We start from the raw sequence: 23707 nt of genomic DNA on the forward strand, positions 1-23707 counted from the left end.
CATGCCGGCATCCGGCCGGTCGGGAGTGGCGGAGCCGAAGCCGGCGAGACGGCCTGGCGCCGATCCGCAAGCCGTCTCGCGCGGCCGGCTTCGGCTGGTGATCGCGCTGTTCGCGGTGATCTTCACGATCATCGCCGGCAAGACCGCCTTTCTCGCCGCCGACGCCGATGGCGGCGCCGGCCGCCGCGGCGCGACGAACGAGGCGCTGGCCTCGGTGCGGCCCGACATTCTCGACCGCAACGGCGAGATCCTCGCCACCGACGTCAAGACCCCTTCGCTGTTCGCCGAACCGAAGCGCATCATCGATGTCGACGAGGCGCTCGAACTGCTGTCGGCGGTGATGCCGGACCTCGATATGGCCGAGGTGCGCGAGCGGCTGTCGGCCAAGACCCGCGGCTTCGCCTGGCTCAAGCGCGAGATCACCCGCCAGCAGCAGGCGCAGATCCATCGCCTCGGCATTCCCGGCATCGGCTTCCTGCGCGAGAACAAGCGCGTCTATCCGATCGGGGCCACCGCGGGCCACGTGCTCGGCCACGTCAATATCGACAACCAGGGTATCGCCGGCATCGAGAAGTGGGTCGACTCGAGCGGCCTTGCCTTTTTGCATCAGGTCGGGCTCGCCACCGACCGCGCCCAGGTTCCGGTCGAGATGGCGCTCGATCTGCGCGTCCAGCACGCGATGCGCGACGAGCTGATGCAGGCGAGGACGAAGTTCAAGGCCAAGGCGGCCTCCGGCGCCATCCTCGACGTCAATACCGGCGAGGTGGTGGCGATGGTGTCGCTGCCCGACTACGACCCCAGCAAGCCAGCGACCTCGAAGGACGATGCCGCCATCAACCGGCTCACCACCGGCGTCTACGAGATGGGCTCGACCTTCAAGGCGCTGACGCTGGCGATGGCGCTCGATTCGGGCAAGGTCTCGCTGAACTCGACGTGGGACGCCCGCGCGCCGCTGCGCTACGGCCGCTTCGCCATCAACGATTTCCACCCCACCCACCGCATCCTGTCGACGCCGGAGGTGTTCATCCACTCCTCCAACATCGGCACCGCGCGCATGGCGCTCCTGATCGGCGTCGAGGGCCACAAGGCGTTCCTCAAGAAGATGGGCCAGCTCGACCGGCTGCGCACCGAGCTGCCCGAGAGCGCCGAGCCGCTGGTGCCCAAGCGCTGGGGCGAACTCAATACCGTCACCATCGCCTTCGGCCACGGCCTGTCGGTGGCGCCGCTGCAGGCGGCGGCCGCGGTGTGTGCGCTGGTCAATGGCGGCGTGCTCATTCCGCCGACCTTCCTCAAGCGCACGCCCGAGGAGGCGCGCAAGCTCGGCACGCAGGTGATCAAGCCCGAGACCTCCGACAAGATGCGCTATCTGATGCGCCTCAATGCCGAGAAGGGCTCGGCCACCAAGGCCGAGGTGAAGGGCTACTATGTCGGCGGCAAGACCGGCACCGCCGAAAAGGTGATCAATGGCCGCTACGCCAAGAACAAGCTGCTCACCGCCTTCATGGGCATCCTGCCGGCCGATGCGCCGAAGTATCTGGTGCTGGTGATGCTCGATGAGCCGCAGGGTCTGCCCGAGACCCATGGTTACGCCACCTCCGGCTGGAACGCGGCGCCCACCACCGGCAGGATCATCGCCCGTGTCGCACCGATGCTCGGCCTGGAGAAGCGCGACGAACTGCCGCCGGCCGAGGCGCTGCTGAAGGGCGGGCCGCGCATCGCGGCTGCGCGTTCGCTGGTAGGTTCGCAATGACCACGCTCGCCGACCTGTTCGCCGCCGACCTGCCGCCCGGCCATCGCGCCGCCGGCCTCAAGGTCTCGGGGCTTGCCGCCGACAGCCGCAAGGTGCCGCCCGGCAGTGCCTTCGTCGCCGTGCCGGGCACCAATGCCGACGGCCTCGCCTATGCGCCGGCCGCGGTCGCCAAGGGGGCGGTGGCGGTGATCGCGGCGCAGGCGCCGCCCGGCGATCTCGGCGTGCCGGTGATCGTGGTTGCGGACGTGCGTGGCGCGCTGGCGCGGGCGGCGGCGCGGCTCTATCCGCGCCAGCCGGCGACCCAGGTGGCGGTGACCGGCACCAGCGGCAAGACCTCGGTGGCCGCATTTACCCGCCAGATCTGGACGGCGCTCGGCCACAAGGCGGCCAGCGTCGGCACCATCGGCGTGGTGGCGCCCTCAGGCGCCGGCTATGGCTCGCTGACCACGCCCGATCCGCTGACGCTGCATGCCACGCTCGACCGGCTGGCCGGCGAGGGGGTGACGCACCTCGCCATCGAGGCGTCCTCGCACGGGCTCGACCAGCGCCGGCTCGACGGCATGCGGTTCGCGGCAGGCGCCTTCCTCAACCTGTCGCGCGACCATCTCGACTATCATTTGACGCTCGACGCCTATTTCGCCTCCAAGCTGCGGCTGTTCGAGGCGCTGCTGCCGCCGGGCGCCGGCGTGGTGGTGGATGCCGACCTGCCGGAGGCCGACCGGGTGCGGGCGGTGGCGCGGCCGCGCGGCCTGCGCGTGTTCTCGATCGGCCGGGGCGGCGCCGGCATCCGGCTGGTGTCGGCCGCGGTCGAGGGCTTCGCCCAGCGGCTGGAGGTGGAGACCGGCGGCCGGTTCTATTCGGTTCGGCTGCCGCTGGCTGGCGCGTTCCAGGTGGCCAATGCGCTGGCGGCGGCGGGGCTCGCCATCGTCACCGGCTCGGAGCCGGCTTCGGTGTTCGCGGCGCTGGAGCATCTCGAAGGCGCCAAGGGCCGGCTGGAAAAGGTGGCGGAGGTCGATGGCGCGCTGGTGTTCGTCGACTACGCCCACAAGCCGGACGGGCTGGAGAAGGTGCTCTTGACGCTGCGTCCCTATGCCGCCGGCCGGCTGGTCGTGCTGTTCGGAGCGGGCGGCGACCGCGATCCCGGCAAGCGGCGGATGATGGGCGAGGTGGCCGCACGGCTGGCCGACCACGTCATCGTCACCGACGACAATCCGCGGAGCGAGGATCCGGCCTTGATCCGCCGGGCGATCCTGGAGGGCGCGCCGGGGGCGGAGGAGATCGCCGGCCGGCACGCGGCGATTGCTCAGGCGGTGGCCGCGCTCAGGCCCGGCGACGTGCTGGTGGTGGCCGGCAAGGGCCACGAGACCGGCCAGATCGTCGGCGACCGGGTGCTGCCGTTCTCCGACCATGACGAGGTCGCTGCGGCCGTAGCCGCACGCGGCGGTTGATTTCAGGCGAACCTGGAACACAAGAGCCTTGCCGAACCATCGGCCGGGCGGCTATGCCGGGCGCCGCCTCGAAGCGGGCGGCAGGAGAACGGGAGAGCGGCATGCTCACGTGGTTGGTCGAGCTCTCGGGCACCGTGTCCGCCTTCAACGTCTTCCGCTACATCACCTTCCGCACCGGCGGCGCGATGCTGACGGCGCTGCTGTTCGTGTTCCTGTTCGGGCCGACCATCATCGCCGCGCTGCGCATCCGCCAGGGCAAGGGCCAGCCGATCCGCGAGGACGGGCCGAAGTCGCACATCCTGTCCAAGAAGGGCACGCCCACCATGGGCGGGCTGATGATCCTGTCGGGCCTGCTGGTGTCGACGCTGCTGTGGGCCAATCCCGCCAACCCCTATGTGTGGGTGGTGCTGTTCGTCACCGTCGGCTTCGGGCTGGTCGGCTTCTATGACGACTATCTCAAGGTGACCAAGCAGACCCACATGGGCTATTCGGGCAAGGCGCGGCTTGCCATCGAGGCGGCGATCGCCGGCGTTGCGGTGCTGGCGCTGATGTACGTGGCCAAGGGGCCGCTCGCCACCTCGATCTCGTTTCCCTTCGTCAAGGACGTGCTGATCAATATCGGCTGGGTTTTCCTGATCTTCGGCACCTTCGTCATCATCGGCGCCGGCAATGCGGTGAACCTCACCGATGGGCTCGACGGGCTCGCCATCGTGCCGGTGATGATCGCCGCCGCCACCTTCGGCCTGATCGCCTATCTCTCCGGCAACGTCATCTTCGCCGACTACCTGCAGATCCAGCACGTGCCGGGCACCGGCGAGCTGGCGGTGATCATGGGGGCGGTGGTCGGCGCCGGGCTGGGCTTCCTGTGGTTCAACGCTCCCCCGGCGCAGATCTTCATGGGCGACACCGGCTCGCTGGCGCTCGGCGGCCTGCTCGGCACCGTTGCGGTCGCCACCAAGCACGAGATCGTGCTGGCGGTGGTCGGCGGCCTGTTCGTGCTGGAGGCGCTCAGCGTCATCATCCAGGTGACGAGCTTCAAGCTGATCGGCAAGCGCGTGTTCAAGATGGCGCCGATCCACCATCATTTCGAGCAGCTCGGCTGGACCGAGCCGCAGATCGTGATCCGCTTCTGGATCATCTCGGTGGTGCTGGCGCTGGCCGGCCTCGCCACGCTGAAGCTGCGCTGATGATCCCCGTCACCTCATTCAAGGACCGCGCCGTCGCCGTGTTCGGGCTCGGCGCCTCGGGCCTCGCCACCGCCGAAGCGCTGAAGGCGGGCGGCGCCCAGCCGATCCTCGACGATGACGGCGAGGCGCGCCGCGCCGAGGCGGCCGCACGCGGCTTCGACGTCCGCTCCCTGCGCGAGGTCGATTGGAGCGGCATTGCCGCGCTGGTGCTGTCGCCCGGCGTGCCGCTCACCCATCCGGCGCCGCACTGGAGCGTCGGGCTCGCCCGCAATGCCGCGGTCGAGGTGATCGGCGACATCGAGCTGTTCGTGCGTGAGCGCCGCCGCATCTATCCGACCAGCCCGTTCGTCGCCATCACCGGCACCAACGGCAAGTCGACCACCACGGCGCTGATCGCCCACATTCTCAAGCTGGCCGGGCGCGACGTGCAGCTCGGCGGCAATTTCGGCACGGCCATCCTGTCGCTGGAGCCGCCGCGCTCGGGGCGGGTCCACGTCGTCGAGTGCTCGTCGTTCCAGATCGACCTTGCGCCCTCGCTCGATCCGTCCTGCGGCGTGCTGCTCAACCTGACGCCCGACCATCTCGACCGCCACGGCACCATGGAGGCCTATGCTGCGATCAAGGAGCGGCTTGTCGCCGGCGTCCAGCATGGCGGCACGGCGGTGGTCGGCGTCGACGACAATTTGTGCCAAGCCATCGCCGACCGGCTGGAGCGCGCCGGCACCCATGTGGTGCGCGTCTCGGTGCGCCGGCCCTTGGCCGACGGCCTCTATCTCGACGGCAACGAGATCGTGCTGGCCCAGGGTGGCGCCCGGCGCTTCTCGGTCGGGCTCGCCGGCATCGGCTCGCTGCGCGGCGTCCACAATGCCCAGAATGCGGCGGCCGCCTTCGCCGCGGCCACCGCCTGCGGCCTCGCGCCGGAGATCGCGGCGGCGGCCTTGCGCAGCTTTCCCGGCCTCGCTCACCGCATGGAGGAGGTCGGCCGCAGCGGCAACGTGCTGTTCATCAACGATTCCAAGGCCACCAACGCCGATGCCGCGGCGCGCGCGCTGGCCTCGTTCGAGGACATCTACTGGATTGCCGGCGGCAAACCCAAGGCCGGCGGCATCACCACGCTCACCGGCTTCTTCCCGCGCATCGCCAAGGCCTATCTGATCGGTGCCGCAGCGGACGAGTTCGCCGAGACGCTGGGCGGGCGGGTGGCGCATGTCATGGCCGGCACGCTCGATGAAGCGGTGGCACGGGCCGCGGCCGACGCCGCGGCCGAGGGGCGGCCACACCCGGTGGTGCTGCTGTCGCCGGCCTGCGCCTCCTACGACCAGTTCCGCGACTTCGAGGAGCGTGGCCAGACATTCGCGGCCCTGGTGCGGGCCCTGATCGCGGATGCCGCCAATTCGGGAACCGGCAATTAACGCTTTGTTGGGCATGTTGGGGCGTCACGCCCGCAGCGCGGCGTGATGCGGTATCCGGCTGATCGGCCCGGCTCTTCTCTTCCCTTCCCTCTCCCCTTGCGGGAGAGGGTGGCGAGACCGAGCAAAGCAAGGTCGAGCCGGGTGAGGGGTGCGCGTCGCGGACGCTCGAAGTCTTACCCCTCACCCGCCTCGCGATCCCGGATCGCTCGGCACCCTCTCCCGCAAGGGGAGAGGGAAAGAGTGGCTCCCGGCCAGTCGACTAGTCCGAGTCGATCATCCGGAAACCGTGTGAATCCTGTCGGCGAGGCGGCCATGGTGTCGAGACGCGAGAAGACGAGGTTCGGCGAGTGGTGGTGGAGCGTGGACCGCATCACGCTGTTCGCCATCGGCGCGCTCATCGTGATCGGCGTCGTGCTGTCGCTGGCGGCAAGCCCCGCGGTGGCCCACCGGCTCGGGCTCGAACCGTTCCACTTCGTCAACCGCCAAGCCTTCTATCTGGTGCCGGCGATTGCGGTGATGATCGGCACCTCGCTTCTGAGCCCGCGCGACCTGCGCCGGCTGTGCGTGGTGATCTTCGCCGTCAGCGTGGTGATGGTGTTCGCCACGCTGGTGTTCGGCGCCGAGATCAAGGGCGCGCGCCGCTGGCTGGTGATTGCCGGCATCAACATCCAGCCCTCCGAGATGCTGAAGCCGGCCTTCGTGGTGCTGGCGGCGTGGCTGTTCGCCGAATCGACGCGGCGCAGCGATGTGCCGGCGCTGCCCCTCGCCTTCGCGCTGCTCGGCGTCAGCGTGGTGCCGCTGGCGGCGCAGCCCGATATCGGCCAGACCGTGCTGGTGGTGACGGTGTGGTGCGCGCTGTTCTTCCTCGCCGGCCTGCAATGGATCTGGATGGTCGGCCTCGGCGGCGTCGCGGTGACAGGCCTGATGGCCGCCTACACGCTGGTGCCGCACGTCACCAAGCGCGTCGACAAGTTCCTCAATCCCGACGCCGCCCATGACGGCTTCCAGATCGAGACCGCGCTCGGCAGCTTCGCCTCGGGCGGCTGGTTCGGCCGCGGGCCGGGCGAGGGCACGGTCAAGCGCATCCTGCCGGACAGCCACGCCGACTTCATCTTCGCGGTGGCGGCGGAGGAGTTCGGCTCCATCCTGTGCATCGCCATCGTCGGGCTGTTCGCGCTGGTGGTGCTGCGCTCGCTGGTGCTGGCGCTGCGCGACGAGGACCCCTTCACCCGCTTCGCCACGGCCGGGCTCGCGCTCTTGTTCGGCATGCAGGCGGCGATCAACATGTCGGTGAACCTGCATCTGATTCCGGCCAAGGGCATGACGCTTCCCTTCATCTCCTATGGCGGCTCGTCGCTGATCTCGCTGGCCTTCGGCGTCGGCATGCTGCTCGCCTTCACCCGCCGGCGGCCCCGCGCGGAAATCGCGGCCGAGGCCGAGTCGGCCCTGCGGCTGGCGGAGCAGCCGCGGTGAGCGCCCCGCTGGTCCTGCTCGCGGCCGGCGGCACCGGCGGCCATCTGTTCCCGGCCGAGGCGCTGGCGAACGAGCTTGCCCGCCGCGGCGCCGTGGTCGATCTCGTCACCGACGCCCGCGCCGCCGCCTATGCCGGCGCGTTTCCCGCCCGCGCCCGCCACGTGGTGCCGGCCGATACCATACGTGGCCGCGACCCGGCCTCGCTCGCCCGCTTCGGCCTCGCCATGGCGCAGGGCCTTTATGCCGGGTGGCGGCTGATGCGGCAGATCAGGCCCGACGTGGTGGTGGGCTTCGGTGGCTACCCGACCGTGCCGCCGCTGTGGGCGGCGAGCCTTGCCCGCATCCCCACCGTCATCCATGAGCAGAACGCCGTGCCCGGCCGCGCCAACCGTCTTCTGGCACCGCGGGCGAGCCGCATCGCCACCGGCTTTCCCGACGTGTTCGCAGGCTCCCCGGCGCTTGCCGCCAAGGCCGTCTTCACCGGCAATCCCACCCGCCCGGCGGTGATCGCCGCCTCGGGCAGCCGCTATGACGCGCCGGTGCCGGGCGGCCGCTTGCGCCTTCTGGTGTTCGGCGGCAGCCAGGGCGCGCGGGTGATGAGCGAGGTCGTGCCGACCGCCATCTCGCTGTTGCCGGCGGAGCTGCGCGCCCGGCTCGATCTCGTGCAGCAGGCGCGCGCCGAGGACCTCGATGCCGTAACGGCAGCCTATGGCGCGCTCGGCGTTGCGGCCGAGGTGGCGCCGTTCTTCTCCGATTTGCCGGCGCGCATGGCATCGGCGCACCTCGTGGTGTCGCGGGCCGGCGCCTCGACCGTCGCTGAGCTGGCGGTGATCGGCCGCCCGGCGATCCTGGTGCCGCTGCCCGGCGCGCTAGACCAGGACCAGCTCGCCAATGCCCGCTCGCTGGCCGAGGCCGGCGCCGCCCTGCTGGTGCCGCAATCGGACTTCACCCCCGAGCGGCTTGCTGATCTTGTGGCCGGGCTGGCGCGCGAGCCGGCCCGCCTTGCCGGCATGGCCTCGGCCGCCGCCGCCCAGGGGCGGCCGGACGCGAGCGCCCGCCTTGCCGACCTCGTGCTTGCCGCCGTCCGGCAGGCCAGACCGGAGTGACCCTGCCATGAAACTTCCCCGCCAGCTCGGCCCGATCCATTTCGTCGGCATCGGCGGCATCGGCATGAGCGGCATTGCCGAGGTGCTGGTCAATCTCGGCTACACCGTGCAGGGCTCCGACCTCGCCGAGAACGCCAACGTCAAGCGGCTGCGCGACAAGGGCGTCAAGGTCGCCATCGGCCATGCGGAAGCCAATCTCGGCGAGGCCGAGGTGATGGTGGTGTCCTCCGCCGTCAAGCGCGACAACCCCGAGCTGGTTGCGGCGCGGGCGCGGCGCGTGCCGGTGGTCCGCCGCGCCGAGATGCTGGCCGAGCTGATGCGGCTCAAGAGCTGCATCGCCATTGCCGGCACCCACGGGAAGACGACGACCACCTCCATCGTGGCGACATTGCTCGACGCCGCCAATTTCGACCCCACCGTGATCAATGGCGGCATCATCAACGCCTACGGCACCAATGCGCGGCTCGGCGGCGGCGACTGGATGGTGGTGGAGGCGGACGAGAGCGACGGCACCTTCCTCAAGCTGCCGGCCGATATCGCCATCGTCACCAATGTCGACCCCGAGCACCTCGACCATTTCGGCACCTTCGAGGCGGTGAAGGATGCGTTCCGCGATTTCGTCGAGAACGTGCCGTTCTACGGCTTTGCGGTGATGTGCATCGACCACCCGACGGTGCAGGAACTGGTCGGCCGCATCGAGGACCGCCGCGTCGTCACCTATGGCGAGAACCCGCAGGCCGACGTGCGCATCTTCGGCATCGAGCCAGACGGCATGCAGACGCACTTCTCGGTGCAGATCCGCGACCGCACCGGCGCCGTGGTCAAGACGCTGGAAAATCTCGCAATGCCGGTGCCGGGCCGCCACAATGCGCTGAACGCCACGGCGGCGATTGCGGTGGCGCACGAGCTCGGCATATCCGACGACACCATCCGCAGCGCGCTCGCCGGCTTCGGCGGCGTCAAGCGGCGCTTCACCCGCACCGGCGAGTGGAACGGCGTCACGGTGATCGACGATTACGGCCACCACCCGGTGGAGATCGCCGCCGTGCTGCGCGCCGCGCGCGGCGCCGCCAAGGGGCAGGTGGTGGCCGTGGTGCAGCCGCACCGCTATACCCGCCTGCAGTCGCTGTTCGAGCAGTTCTGCACCTGCTTCAACGATGCCGATACGGTGATCGTGGCCCCAGTCTATGCGGCCGGCGAGGCGCCCATCGAGGGCATCGACCGCGATGCGCTGGTGGCGGGCCTTAGGGCGCGCGGCCATCGCAAGGTGCTGCCGCTGGAGGGCGCGCCGCAGCTTGCGCCGCTGGTGGCGGGGCTGGTGCAGCCGGGCGACTATGTCATCTGCCTCGGCGCCGGCTCGATCTCGCAATGGGCCTACGCGCTGCCGGGGGAGCTTGCCGCGACGCGCACCGCCGCGGAGTAGGGGCAGCCTCAATCCCGAAACGGGTTGATGATCGTCACACCCGCGAGGCGTTCGCCGTGCGACAGGTCCTCGCTGAGAAGCTCCTGGCAACCCGACGCCGAGGCCGCCGCGACAATTGCCGCGTCCCAGTACGACAGGCCGTGCCGCGCGCGGATGTCGAGTGCGGACGCCAGAACCTGGAGCGTGGTCTCCTGCACCGGGAAGCGCAGCCAACTGTGGATGAAGGTGACCGCAAGCTCGTGAGGCAAACGGTCAGCCCGGCTGGTCCGGGTCGCCTGGACGTAGAATTCCTGCAGAACCTGGACCGACAGTGCGAGATCGTCGCTTTCGAGGATCGCCTCGGCGATTTGCCGTTTGCGCGTTTCGGCAGGCGCACGACTGATCGAATAGAGCAGGATGTTCGTGTCGAGGAACCGCATCACGGCTCGTCGCGGCGGCGATGCACCGCATTGCGGTCGAGCCTGTCGGCGGCGCTGAAAGCGGTGATCTGGGCGCGCGCTGCGCGTTCCAGGCGCTTCAGCCTTTCGCGTTCACTCTCGGTGGCCGCCGCATAGTCGGCAAGAAAGCTACGCACCACGGCGGACACCGACGTGTCTTCCGACGCGGCGCGCGTGCGTGCCATGCGATAAGTGTCTTCGTCCACAGAAACTGTGATATTTTTCATATTTTCACAGTATGCTCGGTCCCTGGTTGCGTCAATCGCCGGCTCTGCGGTATCGCCGCACACCGGCTCCGCGTCCGCGCTGGTGTCTTCGGCAGTTCCGATCATGTCCTTCCCCGATCTCGTTCCCGATCTCGCCCGCGCGCTGCCCGAGCTGCGCGGGCGGCTGGTTGCCAACCAGCCGATGGCCGAGCTGACCTGGTTCCGGGTCGGCGGGCCGGCGCAGGTGATGTTCACCCCGCTCGATGCCGACGACCTCGCCTATGCGCTCGCGCACCTGCCCAGGGATTTGCCGGTCACCGTGGTCGGCGTCGGCTCCAATTTGATCGTGCGCGACGGCGGCATTCCCGGCATGGTGATCCGGCTGACGGCCAAGGGCTTCGGTGCCATCGAGAGTCTGGGCGAGGGACGGCTCCGGGTCGGTGCCGCGGCACTCGACAAGCGGGTGGCGACGGCTGCGGCCGAGGCCGGTCTCGCCGGCTTCGAGTTCCTGTCCGGCATCCCCGGCACCCTCGGCGGGGCGCTGCGCATGAATGCCGGCGCCCATGGCGGCGAGATGAAGGACATCGTGCGGGAGGCCTACGCCGTCGGGCCGGACGGGGCGCGCCTCGTCCTGAGCCTGGCCGATCTCGGCTTCTCCTACCGCAGGAGCGCGGTGGCCGACGGGGTGATCTTCACCGGCGCGCTGCTGGCCGGCACGCCAGGCGACGCGGCCGAAATCGCCGCGCGCATGGCCGAGATCGCCCGCCACCGCGAGGAGGCCCAGCCGATTCGGGCCCGCACCGGCGGCTCGACCTTCAAGAACCCGCCGGGCACCAGCGCCTGGAAGCTGATCGATGCGGCAGGCTGCCGCGGCCTGCGCGTCGGCGGCGCCCAGGTCTCGGAGCTCCACTGCAATTTTCTGCTCAACACCGGCGACGCCAGCGCCGCCGACATCGAGACGCTGGGCGAGACCGTGCGCCGAAGGGTGTTGGAGACCAGCGGCGTGACGCTGGACTGGGAGATCAAGCGGATCGGGATACCGCTTTAGGGCGCCTTCCGCAACGATAGGAGCCGGGTCCGCGGATGAAAATGCGGGGCCGCGAAACCCTGGCGCGGCGTTGCGATCCGGCCTGATCGGACCGGGGTACCGCCATGGAACCCGCAAAGCTGTCGCATTTCGTTAACCTCGCATAATCCTAAACGCTTTGTTAACCGACGCGCTCCAAGACTCATACGGACGGCGCACCATGTTCGGGGTCGCAAGGGGCGCAGTCGCAGGTCACCGGTAAACCCGGTGGAATCCGGCGACGTCCGCAGCCCGCGGCGGCCCTTCATCGTGAACGAATTTGGCGCGTCCGCGCGGCCTTATCGCAGCCGCAGGGAACGGGCATGGAACGGGTCGGACGCAGATCGCGCAAGCCGACCCCGCCGGGACTCCGGGCGGGGGCGGAGGACCGCGTGGCCTCTGCCGCGCCGCGTCAGGCGGCGCCGGCTGGCGGCCCGGGGCCGCTTGCTGCGGCCATCCACGGCATTGCCCGCCGGGTGGCGCGGCTGCCGCTGCCGCGCGGCGCCGGTATCTATGGCACCTTCGCGCTGTTTCTCGGCGCCGGCATCTATGGCAGCGTCGTCGGCGGCCACGTGCCGGCCATCATCACCGCAGTGCACGACGCCGCCGACGCCGGCGCGCGGGCCGCGGGCTTCGGCCTCAACACCGTCACCATTTCCGGTCGCAAGTATCTCTCTGAGGCCGAGATCCGGCAGGCCGCCGGCATCGGGCCCGGCACCTCGCTGCTGTTCCTCGACGCGGTCGCCGCCCGCGAGGGCCTGCTGGCGGTGCCGTGGATCGCCGAGGCGCAGGTCCGCAAGCTCTATCCCGACCGCGTCGACATCGAGATCGTCGAGCGCGAGGCGTTCGCGTTCTGGCAGCTCAAGGGCAAGGTGCAGGTGATCGCCGAGGACGGAACCGTGATTGCGCCGGTCGAGCTCGCGCCGCGTCCCGATCTGCCGCTGGTGGTCGGTGTCGGTGCCGACAAGCGGGCGAAGGGGATCGTCAAGCTGCTCGCCAAATTCCCCGATATCGCCGCCCAGACCCGGGCCGCGGTGCTGGTGGCCGAGCGGCGCTGGAACCTGCGCATGAAGAACGGCATCGACGTGCGCCTGCCCGAGACCGATCCGGCCGGCGCGCTGGCTCAGCTTGCGGTGCTCGACCGCGAGAAGAAACTGCTCAGCCGCGACGTGGCGGCGATCGACCTCCGGCTGCCCGACCGCATCACCGTCCGGCTCTCCGACGACGCCGCCAAGGCGCGCGAGGAGGCGATGAAGCCCAAATCCAAACGCAAGGGAGCGGACACGTGAACGCTCGCCTTGATCTCACCCCCCGGCTGCGCCCGCTGTCGCCGCGGCGCTCGGCCATCCTGTCGGTGCTCGACGTCGGCACCAACAAGATCGCCTGCCTGATTGCCAAGCTGAAGCCGCGTACCGGCGGCGAGGCGCTGAAGCGCCGCACCCATTCGATCGAGATCCTCGGCGTCGGCCATATCCGCTCGCGCGGCGTCAAGTGCGGCACGGTGGTCGATCTCGCCGCGGCCGAGGACGCCATCCGCCATGCCATCGACGCCGCCGAGCGCTCGGCCCGGCTGCAGGTCGAGCAGGTGATCGTGTCGCTCACCGCCGGCCGGCTGAACTCGGAAGCCTACCGCGCCGGCATCGACCTGAAGCGGGCGGCGGTCTCCGACACCGACGTCGAGCGCGTGCTGTCGGCGGCCGGCGCCTATGCGGTGCAGGGCGGCCGCACCGTGCTGCACGCGCTGCCGATCGGCTTCTCGGTCGACGACAACACCGGCATCAAGGATCCGCGCGGCATGCTCGGCCGCCGGCTCGGCGCCGACCTCAATGTCATCACCGCCGACATGGCCGGCGCCCGCAACCTGATGCTGGCGGTCGAGCGCAGCCACCTCGAGGTGGCCGGCGTGGTGGCCGCTCCCTATGCCAGCGCGCTGGCGACGCTGACCGACGACGAGGCCGAGATCGGCGTCGCCTGCGTCGACATGGGCGGCGGCACCACCACCATCTCGGTGGTCAGCGACGGCCAGATCGTCCATGCGGACGCGGTGGCCATCGGTGGCCATCACGTCACCATGGATCTGGCGCGCGGCCTGTCGTGCCGCATCGGCGACGCCGAGCGGCTGAAGACGCTGTTCGGCAGCGTGGTGGCGGCCGGCGCCGACGACCACGACTCGGTCACCGTGCCGGTGCTGGGCGAGGACGACCGCACCCACCGCAATTCGGTGACCAAGGCGCAGCTGGTGCGCATCGTGCGCCCGCGCGTCGACGAAATCCTGGAGCTGGTGCGCGACCGGCTGATCCGCTCCGGCTTTGCCGGCATTGCCGGCGGACGGATCGTGCTCACGGGCGGCGCGGCGCAGCTCACCGGCATCGCCGATCTCGCCAGCCGCGTGCTCGGCCGGCAGGTGCGCATCGGCCGGCCGCTCGGCATCTCCGGCCTGCCGGAGGCGGCCAAGGGTCCGTCCTTCGCTGCGGCCTGCGGCCTCCTGGTCTATCCGCAGGTGGCGGCGAGCGAACATTTCGAACCCCGTCCGCACCTTCGGCGTGGGCAGGCGTCCGGGGGCTACATCGCCCGCGTCGGGCGGTGGCTGAAAGAGAGTTTCTGAGGTGACGACCCCGGCCGGCGGCGGTCCGGCCTTCTGGACTGTGAATGACGGTGCCCGCCGGCGCCGGAGACGAGGTGGAGACCCATGACGATCAACCTGAAGAAGCCCGATATTCGGGAGCTGCGGCCAAGAATCACTGTGTTCGGCGTTGGTGGCGCGGGCGGCAATGCCGTCAACAACATGATCTCGGCCGGGCTTGCGGGGGTCGAGTTCGTGGTCGCCAACACCGACGCCCAGGCGCTGGCTTCGACCAAGTCCGAGCGCGTCGTCCAGATGGGCGTGCAGGTCACCGAGGGCCTCGGTGCCGGCTCGATGCCCGAGGTCGGCCGCGCCGCCGCCGAGGAGGTCCTCGACGAAATCCGCGATCACCTGTCGGGGTCGCACATGGTGTTCGTCACCGCCGGCATGGGCGGCGGCACCGGCACCGGCGCCTCGCCGGTGATTGCGCGTGCCGCTCGCGAACTGGGCATCCTGACGGTCGGGGTCGTCACCAAGCCCTTCCACTTCGAAGGTGCGCGCCGCATGCGGGTTGCCGAGTCCGGCATCACCGAGATGCAGAAGAATGTCGATACGCTGATCGTCATTCCCAACCAGAACCTGTTCCGGGTCGCCAACGAGCGCACCACCTTCGCCGACGCCTTCGCGGTGGCCGATCAGGTGCTGTTCTCGGGCGTCGCCTGCATCACCGACCTGATGGTGAAGGAAGGCCTGATCAATCTCGACTTCGCCGACGTGCGCGTGGTGATGCGCGAGATGGGCAAGGCGATGATGGGCACCGGCGAAGCCTCGGGCGAGCGCCGCGCCATCCTCGCCGCCGAAGCCGCGATCGCCAACCCGCTGCTCGACGAGACCTCGATGCGCGGCGCCCGCGGCCTGCTGATCTCGATCACCGGCGGCCGCGACCTCACCCTCTACGAGGTCGACGAGGCGGCCACCCGCATCCGCGAGGAGGTCGACCCCGACGCCAACATCATCCTGGGCGCCACCTTCGACCAGAACCTCGAAGGCATCGTCCGCGTCTCGGTGGTGGCCACCGGCATCGACCCGTCCGTCATTCCGGACGCGGTGACCCCGGTCACCGACCGCCAGCGCTCCAATGCCGGGCGGCTGCGCCTGGAGGACGAGCAGCGCCCCGAGGTGATCTTCGGCGAGCCGCGCCAGCCGGCCGTCGGCGCCCCGCCGCCGCGCCCGGGTGCGGCGATCGACGACGTCACCATCCGTCCGCTGCCGCCCAAGCCGAACTACTACGTCGATCAGGCTCCCCAGGCGCCCGCCCACCATGGCGTGGCCGAACAAGAGGAGCACCATCCCTTCATCCCCCCGGTCCCTGAGCGGCCGGCGGCCGCGCGCCAGATGCGCATGCCGCGGGCCGACGAGTTTCCGCTGCCGGGCCAGGCGCAGTTGCGCGCGGCCGGCCACAGCGATGCTCACGACGGTCCCGACAAGAAGAAGATGACCCTGCTGCAGCGCCTCGCCGCGGTCGGCCTTGGCCGCAAGGAGGGCGAGGACGAGCCGCCGGCGCACGCCCGGCCGGTGATCCGCGACATCCAGCCCTCGCTGGAGGTGCCGCGGCCGCCCCGCCCGCAGCCGCAGCCCTCGCCGGAGATCCTGTCGGAATACGGCAAGCGCCCGGCGGCCCCGCCGCCCCGTCCGGCACCGCAGGGTCTCGACCAGCACGGGCGTCAGGCGCCCCTGCCGGCCGCCGAGGATGACCACCTCGACATTCCGGCGTTCCTGCGCCGTCAGGCCAATTGACCAAGCCCCGAAATAGCAGCGCACCCGGCCGATTTAGGGCCGGGTGCAACTATTTGATTTCGCGTCTGTTCCTCGGGTCACGGACCAGCCGCCACGCGGATGTGGACGGTAACAAAGCGCAAAGAACCGTGACTTGGCCTCAACCGACACCCCCCCTAAGGTGCCGGTCACCAAACGGTCCGATTCGCGCAAATGAATCGACATCTGTCGGACGCCCGCGCGACGCAAATACGGCCAAGCTAGAGGAGGCTCGGAAAGCCGTCCGTAGTTCGGATGAACTTTCCACCTGTGTATTCATGAAAGCAGGCCGGCAGACGACGGTACGAGATCGAATCGTTCTAACGGGCCTCGGAGTTCATTCCGGTGCTCTTGCCACCCTGTCTCTTCTACCAGCCAAGGCCGACACCGGAATCGTCTTCCTGCGCATCGGCGAGGAGGGCGAGCGCTCGGTGAAGGTCGGGCCGGACGCGGTCAGCACCACGGAGCTGGCCACCGTCCTGGGCGACGCCTCCGGCGCCGTCGTCGCCACCGTCGAGCACCTGCTGTCGGCGCTCTCCGGGCTCGGCGTGGACAATGCGATCTGCGAGATCGACGGTCCCGAAGTGCCGATCATGGACGGCTCGGCCGCAGCCTTCGTGGCTGCCATCGAGTCCGCGGGCCTGCGCACCCTGACTGCGCCGCGCCGCTGCATCCGCATTCTCAAGCCGGTCAAGGTCGCCATGGGGCGCGGCTGGGGCGAGCTTCGCCCGCGCGACGGCGGCCTGCGGGTCGAGGTCGAGATCGATTTCGACAATTCGACGATCGGCCGGCAGGCCTATGCCGCCGACATCGACCCTGTCACCTTCCGCCGCGACCTCGCCCGCGCCCGCACGTTTGGCTTCCTGTCCGACGTGTCGCGGCTGTGGAGCGCGGGCTATGCGCTCGGCGCCTCGCTCGACAACACGCTGGTGGTGGCCGAGGACCGGGTGCTCAATCCCGAAGGACTGCGCTACGCCGACGAGTTCGTCCGCCACAAGACGCTGGACGCGATCGGCGATCTCGCGCTGGCCGGCGCCCCTCTGATCGGCCTCTACCGCTCCTATTGCGGTGGCCACCGGCTGAACTATGCGGTGGTGCGGGCGCTGCTCGCCGATGCCACCGCGTGGTGCTGGACCGATGCCGCCGCCGAGCGTCCGGCCGCTGCCCGCCCGTCCTATGCCGGACGCGGCGCCCAGCTCGCGATGCCGGCGTTCCGCGCCGACCACAGCTGATTGCGGTTTCTCGCCTCCATCCCGGCGCTCATCCTCGCGGGTCGAGCGGGGAGGGCGCAGCGCGTGCCGGCGGCCGTGCCAAGGTTGCCGTGCCGAGGCCGGATCTTTCCCTGCCTACAGGGCAAGCTCGTGGGCAATTCCGCCACAATCCCGTCCCGTTGTGACGTTAGCGCCTTGGCTGGATGAGCGCCTTGCCGCGCGTGCCCGCTCGTCTCCGTTTGCCGGGGCGTACGCGGCCCGGCGGGTCGACAAGGAAGTCGCAGGCCACTCGGCCGCAAGCCGTCATCGCGACAGAAGCCCGGTCGGGACGTTGTTGTCTTCCGGCCCGGGGCTCTCTGGCCTAAAAACCGATCGCTGGACCAACTGCAGGACCAATCGAAGGTGATGCGTCGTTTCCTTCCGCCTCCCTCACGCCTGCGGGCGGTCATTCGCGGGCTCGCCATCGGCCTGCTCGCGGTCTCGCTGTCCGCCTGCGCCATGTTCGAGAAGAAGCCCGAGCAGCTTGCGCCCGACGAGCCGGCGGACAAGCTCTACAATGAAGGGCTGACGCTGGTCGCCAAGAAGGAATACAAGGACGCCGCCAAGAAGTTCGAGGAGCTCGACCGTCAGCACCCCTATTCGGAGTGGGCGCGCAAGTCGCTGCTGATGACGGCCTATGTCAAGTACGAGGCCGGCGAGTACGAGGAGTGCATCGCCGCCGCCCGGCGCTATGTGACGCTGCATCCCGGCAGCCCCGACGCGGCCTATGCGCTCTATCTCGTCGGCGCCTCCTATTTCGACCAGATCGCCGACATCACCCGCGATCAGGGGCGCACCGAACGGGCGATCCAGGCGCTCGACGAAGTGGTGCGCAAGTACCCGGACAGCGAATACGCCGAGAGCGCGCGGCGCAAGATCACCATTGCCCGCGACCAGCTCGCCGGCAAGGAGATGACGATCGGCCGCTACTATCAGGAGAAGCGCAACTACATCGGCGCCATCAACCGCTTCAAGACGGTGGTGGTTCAGTACCAGACGACGCGGCAGGTCGAGGAGGCGCTGATGCGCCTCGTCGAGTGCTACATGGCCATGGGCATCACCCAGGAGGCGCAGACCGCGGCGGCCGTGCTCGGCCACAATTTCCCGGACAGCCCCTGGTACAAGGATGCCTACAAGCTGCTGCAGAGCGGCGGGCTGGAGCCGCGCGAGGACAAGTCGTCCTGGATCAGCCGCGCCTTCAAGAAGCTCGGCCTGGGGTAAGCCTGCGCCGCTCGGGATGAGCGCGCACGGCTCGGGATGAGCGCCCCCGATCTGTGTTATACGGTTTCCGGTTGATCCCTTCGGGATACCGGAAACGGTCTCGCCGAAAACCCTTTGTTTGATAACGGGATTTTCGGCGATCGGAATACGGTTCTCCGGCTTGATCAGCCGGAAACCGTATTAGAACACGCCGGCCGCCGCACCGCGGGCAGGGTCCGCGACCCTGCGGGCCTTGCCGCAAGCCATCGGTTCGTGCCGTTCTGCCATTCGCCATGCTCGCCCAGCTCGCGATTCGCGATATCGTCCTGATCGACAAGCTCGACCTCGCCTTCGACGGCGGGCTGTCGGTGCTGACCGGCGAGACCGGCGCCGGCAAGTCGATCCTGCTCGATGCGTTCGCGCTGGCGCTTGGCGCGCGCGGCGATGCCGGCCTCGTCCGCCACGGCGCCGAGCAGGGGCAGGTCACCGCGGTGTTCGACCTTGCGGCGGCCCATCCCGCCCGCGCCGTCGTCGCCGAGGGCGGCATCGATGCCGAGGGCGACCTCATCCTGCGCCGGGTGCAGTATGCCGACGGCCGCACCCGCGCCTTCGTCAATGATCAGGCGGTCTCCGTCCAGCTTCTGCGCACGCTGGCCTTGAGCCTCGTCGAGATCCACGGCCAGCACGACGACCGCGCGCTGGTCGATCCCACCAGCCACCGCGCGCTGCTCGATGCCTATGGCGGCCTGACCGAGCCCGCCTCCGAGGTTGCCCGCCTGTTCGCGGCGTGGCGGGCGGCGGACAGGACGGCGGCGGCCGAGCGCGCCCGGCTGGAGAAGGCCGAGGCCGAGGCCGATTTCATCCGTCACGCGGTGGAGGAACTGACCAAGCTCAAGCCCGAGCCCGGCGAGGAGAGCGCGCTGGCCGAGCGCCGAGCGGCGATGATGCGTGCCGAGAAGGTGGCGCAGGACCTCGAGGATGCGCACAGCGCGGTGGCGGGCCAGGGCTCGCCGGTGCCGCAGCTTGCCTCGGCGGTGCGGCGGCTGGAGCGGCGCGGCGCCGAGGCGCGCGATCTGGTCGAGCCGGCGATCGCCGCCCTCGATCAGGCGCTGAACGCCCTCGACGAGGCGCGGGGCCATCTGGAGCACGCGCTGCGGGTGGCGGCGTTCGATCCGCGCGAATTGGAGCGCATCGAGGAGCGGCTGTTCGCCCTCCGGGCCGCGGCGCGAAAATACGGCGTGGCGGTCGATGCGCTGGCGGCGCGGGCCGAGGCGTTCGCCGCCGACCTCGCCGCGCTCGACCGCTCGGCGGCGCATCTCAAGGCGCTGGATGCGGCGGCGCGCGCCGCCGAGACCGCCTACCGGGCGGCAGCGGCCGACCTCTCGAAGCGCCGCCGGGCGGTCGCGGCCGAGCTCGACGCCGCGGTGAATGCCGAGTTGCCGGCGCTGAAGCTGGAGCGGGCGCGCTTCTTCACCGAGATCGTCACCGATGCCGCGGCCGGCGGGCCGGAAGGCTATGACCAGGTCGGCTTCTTCGTGCAGACCAATCCCGGCACAAGGCCCGGGCCGATCGCCAGGATCGCCTCGGGCGGCGAACTGTCGCGCTTCATGCTGGCGCTCAAGGTGGCGCTGGCCGACCGCGGCTCGGCGCCGACGCTGATCTTCGACGAGATCGATTCGGGCGTCGGTGGCGCGGTGGCGGACGCCATCGGCGTGCGGCTCGCCCGCCTCGCCGAGCGGGTGCAGGTGGTCGCGGTCACCCACGCGCCGCAGGTCGCCGCCCGCGCCGCGCGCCACTACCTGATCCAGAAGGAGAGCGTGGAGGAGGGCGGTCGCGTCGCCACCCGCGTCGCGCGCCTTGAGAAGGATCTGCGGCGCGAGGAGATCGCCCGCATGCTGTCGGGCGCCGAGATTACCAAGGAGGCGCGCGCCGCCGCCGCCAAGCTGATCAAGAGCGGACAATGAAAACCAGCGCTGCCACTTTGCCGGTCGAGCTGCTGTCGCCCGACGAGGCGGCGGCCGAGCTGAAGCGGCTTGCCCGCGAGATCGCCGAGCACGACCGCCTCTACTATCAGGAGGACGCGCCGACCGTCTCCGACGCCGACTATGACGCGCTGCGCGCCCGCAACGAGGCGATCGAGGCGCGCTTCCCTGAGCTCGTTCGCGACGACAGCCCCTCGCGAAAGGTCGGCGCGGCGCCGGCCGCCAAGTTCGCCAAGGTGCGGCACGCGGTGCCGATGCTGTCGCTGCAGAATGCGATGAGCGAAGGCGAAGCGGTGGAGTTCGTCGCCCGCATGCGGCGCTTCCTCGGCCTCGCCGACGACGCGGCGCTGGCGATCACCGCCGAGCCCAAGATCGACGGTCTGTCGTGCTCGCTGCGCTATGTCGGCGGCCGGCTGGAGGTGGCGGCGACCCGCGGCGACGGCTTCGAGGGCGAGGACGTCACCGCCAATGTCCGCACCATCTCCGACGTGCCGGAGCGGCTTTCCGGCGACGTGCCGGAGGTGTTCGAGGTGCGCGGCGAGGTGTACCTGTCACACGCCGATTTCGCCGCCATCAACGCCCGGCAGGCGGCGGAGGGAAAGCCCGCCTTCGCCAATCCCCGCAACGCCGCGGCCGGCTCGCTGCGTCAGCTTGACCCGGCGGTGACGGCGTCAAGGCCGCTGAAATTCTTCGCCTATGGCTGGGGCGAGGTGGCGGGCGATTTGCCGGCCGACACCCAGTTCGGCATGGTGGCGGCGCTGAAGCGCATTGGCTTCGTCACCAACGATCTCACCGTCCTGTGCCACTCGACCGAGGAGCTGCTGGCGCACTACCGGCTGATCGAAAGCCGGCGCGCCTCGCTCGGCTATGACATCGACGGCGTGGTCTACAAGCTCGACCGGCTCGATTTGCAGGAGCGGCTGGGCTTCGTGTCGCGCTCGCCGCGCTGGGCCATCGCCCACAAATTCTCGGCCGAGAAGGCGAAGACGGTGGTGCGCGACATCGAGATTCAGGTCGGCCGCACCGGCGCGCATACCCCGGTGGCGAAGCTGGAGCCGGTGACGGTCGGCGGCGTGGTGGTGCAGAACGCCACGCTGCACAATGCCGACGAGATCGCCCGGCTCGGCGTCCGCATCGGCGACACGGTGGAGATCCAGCGCGCCGGCGACGTGATCCCGCAGGTGCTGCGGGTGATCGAGGATGCGCCGCGGGGGGCGGAGCCATACCAGTTCCCCGAGGTCTGCCAGTGCGAGCTGAAGACGCCGCTCGTGCGCGAGGAGCTGGCCTCCGGCGAGAAGAGCGCGGTGCGGCGCTGCTCCGGCGAGTTCGCCTGCCCGTATCAGCGCGTCGAGCATCTGCGGCACTTCGTGTCGCGCCGGGCCTTCGACATCGAGGGGCTGGGCGAGAAGCAGGTCGCCTTCTTCTTCGAGGATGCGGATCTGCCGGTGAAGGAGCCGGCCGACATCTTCACGCTGGCGCGGCGCGACGCCGAGAATTTCAAGAAGCTCAAGGACAAGGAAGGCTTCGGCGTCGTCTCGGCGCGGAACCTGTTCAATGCCATCGAGGCGCGGCGCACCATCGCGCTCGACCGCTTCCTCTATGCGCTCGGCATCCGCCATGTCGGCGAGACCACGGCCCGCCAGCTTGCCCGTGCCTATGGCTCGTGGGCGGACTTCGAGGCGGCGGCGCGCCGCATTGCCGCCGGTGACGAGGCCGCGCGCGCCGAGATGGATGCCATCGACCAGATCGGCGAGGCGGTGGTGGACGCGGTCGCCACCTATTTCGGCGAGGCGCACAATCGCGCGCTGGTCGATCGGCTGGTGGCCGAGGTCACCATCGTCGATGCCGAGGCGCCGCGCATCGAGAGCCCGGTCGCCGGCAAGACGGTGGTGTTCACCGGCACGCTGGAGAAAATGACGCGCGACGAGGCCAAGGCGACGGCCGAGCGGCTGGGCGCCAAGGTGGCGGGCTCGGTGTCGTCGAAGACCCACTATGTCGTCGCCGGCCCCGGCGCCGGATCCAAGCTAGAGAAGGCGCGCAGCCTCGGCGTCAGCGTGCTGAGCGAGGACGAGTGGTTCAAGCTGATCGGCGGGGAGCGGTAGCGCGCCTGATACGGGTTCCGGGTGATCGCTTCGGAGCGGCTCAGCCGGAAACCGGATCAGGTCTGCGGCAGATCAGCGGAACACGACCGTCTTGGTGCCGTTGGGCAGCACGCGGTGCTGGGTATGCCAGCGCACCGCGCGCGACAGCACGCGCGTTTCGATGTCGCGGCCGATGGTGATCAGTTCGTCCACCGTCAGCGTGTGGTCGACGCGCTCGACGTCCTGCTCGATGATCGGACCCTCATCGAGATCCTTGGTGACGTAGTGGGCGGTGGCGCCGATCAGCTTCACGCCGCGGGCGTGGGCCTGATGGTAGGGCATGGCGCCCTTGAAGCTCGGCAGGAACGAGTGGTGGATGTTGATCGCCCGCCACGCCAGCGCCTCGCACAGCCGGGGCGACAGGATCTGCATGTATCGGGCGAGCACCACGAGGTCGATCTTCAGGTCATCGACCAGCTTGATGATCTTCTCTTCCTGCAGGGCGCGCGTCTCGTTGGTGACCGGCAGGTGATAGAACGGGATGCGGTGCCAGCCGCTCATCTGCTCCAGGTCGCGGTGGTTGGAGACGATGGCCGGAATCTCGATGCCCAGGCTGCCGCTCAGATAGAGATAGAGCATGTTGTTGAGGCAGTGGCCCTGCTTCGAGACCATGAGCAGCACGCGATCCCGGCGCGCCTCGTCGTGGAACCACCACCGCATCTGGAACTTGTTGCCGATCGGCGTGAATTTCGGCGTCAGGTCCGCAAACGACATGCCCGGCGGCAGCAGGAAGGCCGTGCGCATGAAGAACTGGCCGGTCTCGGTGTCGCCGAAATGCTGGGACGAGGTGATGAAGCACTCGTGATGGGCGAGGAAGCCTGAGACCTCCGCCACCACGCCGATGCGGTCGGGACAGGAGATCGTCAGCGTGTACTGGGTCTGGGCAGGCCCGGAGCCGGTGGCCTGCACGATCTGGTTCTGCGGAAGCTGAAGCTGCATGGTCGCGTGTCCGGAACTCGAAGCCGCCAGAGCGGGGGCGGGATCGATGCAACGGAACCCTCGGGAGTGTGGGCTTCGCCGCGTCGAACAGGTGATGTCGAGCGTCTTGTCGGTGGGCAGCAGAGAACGCGAGAGCGCAAACCCCGGACACAAATCCCCGTGGCGCAAGTCTCGGCACTGCGATTCTCGGCACTGCGATGCCCACGGCGCACGCAGTTAGCATTGTCTGCGGGCGCTGACATCGGGTGTTTGCGCGTAGGGGCGGAATATAGGTTTCAAGATACCTATATTCCGCCCCTGCGGAGGTAT

At 69.6% G+C, this 23707-nt stretch carries 18 protein-coding genes; 15 read left to right on the forward strand and 3 right to left on the reverse strand.

The window, feature by feature from the left end:
- Position 1 precedes the first annotated feature (1 nt).
- From BLTE_RS01440 to murC, 7 genes are all read left to right on the forward strand, one after another.
- Positions 2-1750, forward strand: a complete 1749-nt coding sequence (locus tag BLTE_RS01440) for a peptidoglycan D,D-transpeptidase FtsI family protein (RefSeq protein WP_126401986.1) — start codon at positions 2-4, stop codon at positions 1748-1750.
- The gene (locus tag BLTE_RS01445) at positions 1747-3198 is read left to right on the forward strand and encodes a UDP-N-acetylmuramoyl-L-alanyl-D-glutamate--2,6-diaminopimelate ligase (protein ID WP_126396929.1); all 1452 of its coding nucleotides are present in this window, start codon (positions 1747-1749) and stop codon (positions 3196-3198) included. The genes BLTE_RS01440 and BLTE_RS01445 overlap by 4 nt, the downstream gene beginning before the upstream one ends.
- A 101-nt stretch (positions 3199-3299) precedes the next feature.
- Positions 3300-4385, forward strand: a complete 1086-nt coding sequence (mraY, locus tag BLTE_RS01450) for a phospho-N-acetylmuramoyl-pentapeptide-transferase (protein WP_126396931.1) — start codon at positions 3300-3302, stop codon at positions 4383-4385.
- The gene (gene murD, locus BLTE_RS01455) at positions 4385-5797 is read left to right on the forward strand and encodes a UDP-N-acetylmuramoyl-L-alanine--D-glutamate ligase (RefSeq protein WP_126396933.1); all 1413 of its coding nucleotides are present in this window, start codon (positions 4385-4387) and stop codon (positions 5795-5797) included. Before mraY ends, murD begins: the two co-directional genes overlap by 1 nt.
- 312 nt (positions 5798-6109) lie before the next feature.
- Complete coding sequence (gene ftsW / locus BLTE_RS01460; protein WP_126396935.1) at positions 6110-7270, forward strand: putative lipid II flippase FtsW; 1161 nt, start codon at positions 6110-6112, stop codon at positions 7268-7270.
- Positions 7267-8376, forward strand: coding sequence for an undecaprenyldiphospho-muramoylpentapeptide beta-N-acetylglucosaminyltransferase (murG, locus tag BLTE_RS01465; RefSeq protein ID WP_244600073.1), 1110 nt, complete (start codon positions 7267-7269; stop codon positions 8374-8376). Before ftsW ends, murG begins: the two co-directional genes overlap by 4 nt.
- A gap of 7 nt (positions 8377-8383) precedes the next feature.
- The gene (gene murC, locus BLTE_RS01470) at positions 8384-9799 is read left to right on the forward strand and encodes a UDP-N-acetylmuramate--L-alanine ligase (protein ID WP_126396937.1); all 1416 of its coding nucleotides are present in this window, start codon (positions 8384-8386) and stop codon (positions 9797-9799) included.
- Positions 9800-9807: 8 nt separating this feature from the next.
- Here the strand turns inward: murC and BLTE_RS01475 are convergent, their stop codons facing one another.
- Both BLTE_RS01475 and BLTE_RS01480 read right to left on the reverse strand, forming a co-directional pair.
- Positions 9808-10218 (reverse strand): PIN domain-containing protein, encoded by a 411-nt coding sequence (locus BLTE_RS01475; protein WP_244600074.1) that lies wholly within the window; start codon positions 10216-10218, stop codon positions 9808-9810.
- A complete protein-coding gene (locus BLTE_RS01480; protein WP_244600075.1) occupies positions 10218-10568 on the reverse strand; it encodes a hypothetical protein in 351 nt (116 codons plus the stop codon). The genes BLTE_RS01475 and BLTE_RS01480 overlap by 1 nt, the downstream gene beginning before the upstream one ends.
- Between BLTE_RS01480 and murB the strand changes: the two genes are divergently transcribed.
- The 8 genes from murB to ligA all read left to right on the forward strand — a co-directional run bounded on the left by murB (position 10567) and on the right by ligA (position 22420).
- The gene (murB, locus tag BLTE_RS01485) at positions 10567-11490 is read left to right on the forward strand and encodes a UDP-N-acetylmuramate dehydrogenase (RefSeq protein ID WP_126396941.1); all 924 of its coding nucleotides are present in this window, start codon (positions 10567-10569) and stop codon (positions 11488-11490) included. The two genes, BLTE_RS01480 and murB, sit on opposite strands and share 2 nt — an antisense overlap.
- A 410-nt stretch (positions 11491-11900) precedes the next feature.
- On the forward strand, positions 11901-12797 hold the full coding sequence (locus tag BLTE_RS01490) for a cell division protein FtsQ/DivIB (protein WP_244600076.1): 897 nt from the start codon (positions 11901-11903) through the stop codon (positions 12795-12797).
- Complete coding sequence (gene ftsA / locus BLTE_RS01495) at positions 12794-14113, forward strand: cell division protein FtsA (protein ID WP_165439190.1); 1320 nt, start codon at positions 12794-12796, stop codon at positions 14111-14113. The genes BLTE_RS01490 and ftsA overlap by 4 nt, the downstream gene beginning before the upstream one ends.
- A gap of 84 nt (positions 14114-14197) precedes the next feature.
- On the forward strand, positions 14198-15868 hold the full coding sequence (gene ftsZ / locus BLTE_RS01500; RefSeq protein WP_126396945.1) for a cell division protein FtsZ: 1671 nt from the start codon (positions 14198-14200) through the stop codon (positions 15866-15868).
- Between the two features lie 296 nt (positions 15869-16164).
- Positions 16165-17118 (forward strand): UDP-3-O-acyl-N-acetylglucosamine deacetylase, encoded by a 954-nt coding sequence (lpxC, locus tag BLTE_RS01505; protein WP_126396947.1) that lies wholly within the window; start codon positions 16165-16167, stop codon positions 17116-17118.
- 384 nt (positions 17119-17502) lie between these two features.
- Positions 17503-18357: an outer membrane protein assembly factor BamD gene (locus tag BLTE_RS01510; protein ID WP_126396949.1), complete on the forward strand. Its 855-nt coding sequence runs from the start codon at positions 17503-17505 to the stop codon at positions 18355-18357.
- A gap of 272 nt (positions 18358-18629) precedes the next feature.
- Entirely contained in the window at positions 18630-20300 is a 1671-nt protein-coding gene (recN, locus tag BLTE_RS01515; RefSeq protein WP_126396951.1) for a DNA repair protein RecN, read from the forward strand.
- Positions 20297-22420: an NAD-dependent DNA ligase LigA gene (gene ligA, locus BLTE_RS01520; RefSeq protein WP_126396953.1), complete on the forward strand. Its 2124-nt coding sequence runs from the start codon at positions 20297-20299 to the stop codon at positions 22418-22420. The genes recN and ligA overlap by 4 nt, the downstream gene beginning before the upstream one ends.
- 72 nt (positions 22421-22492) lie before the next feature.
- Here ligA and purU read toward each other — a convergent pair whose 3' ends face one another.
- Entirely contained in the window at positions 22493-23398 is a 906-nt protein-coding gene (purU, locus tag BLTE_RS01525; protein ID WP_126396955.1) for a formyltetrahydrofolate deformylase, read from the reverse strand.
- Positions 23399-23707 lie beyond the last annotated feature (309 nt).

The sequence above is a fragment of the Blastochloris tepida genome (assembly GCF_003966715.1).
In the GTDB taxonomy this organism is placed as follows: Bacteria; Pseudomonadota; Alphaproteobacteria; order Rhizobiales; family Xanthobacteraceae; genus Blastochloris; species Blastochloris tepida.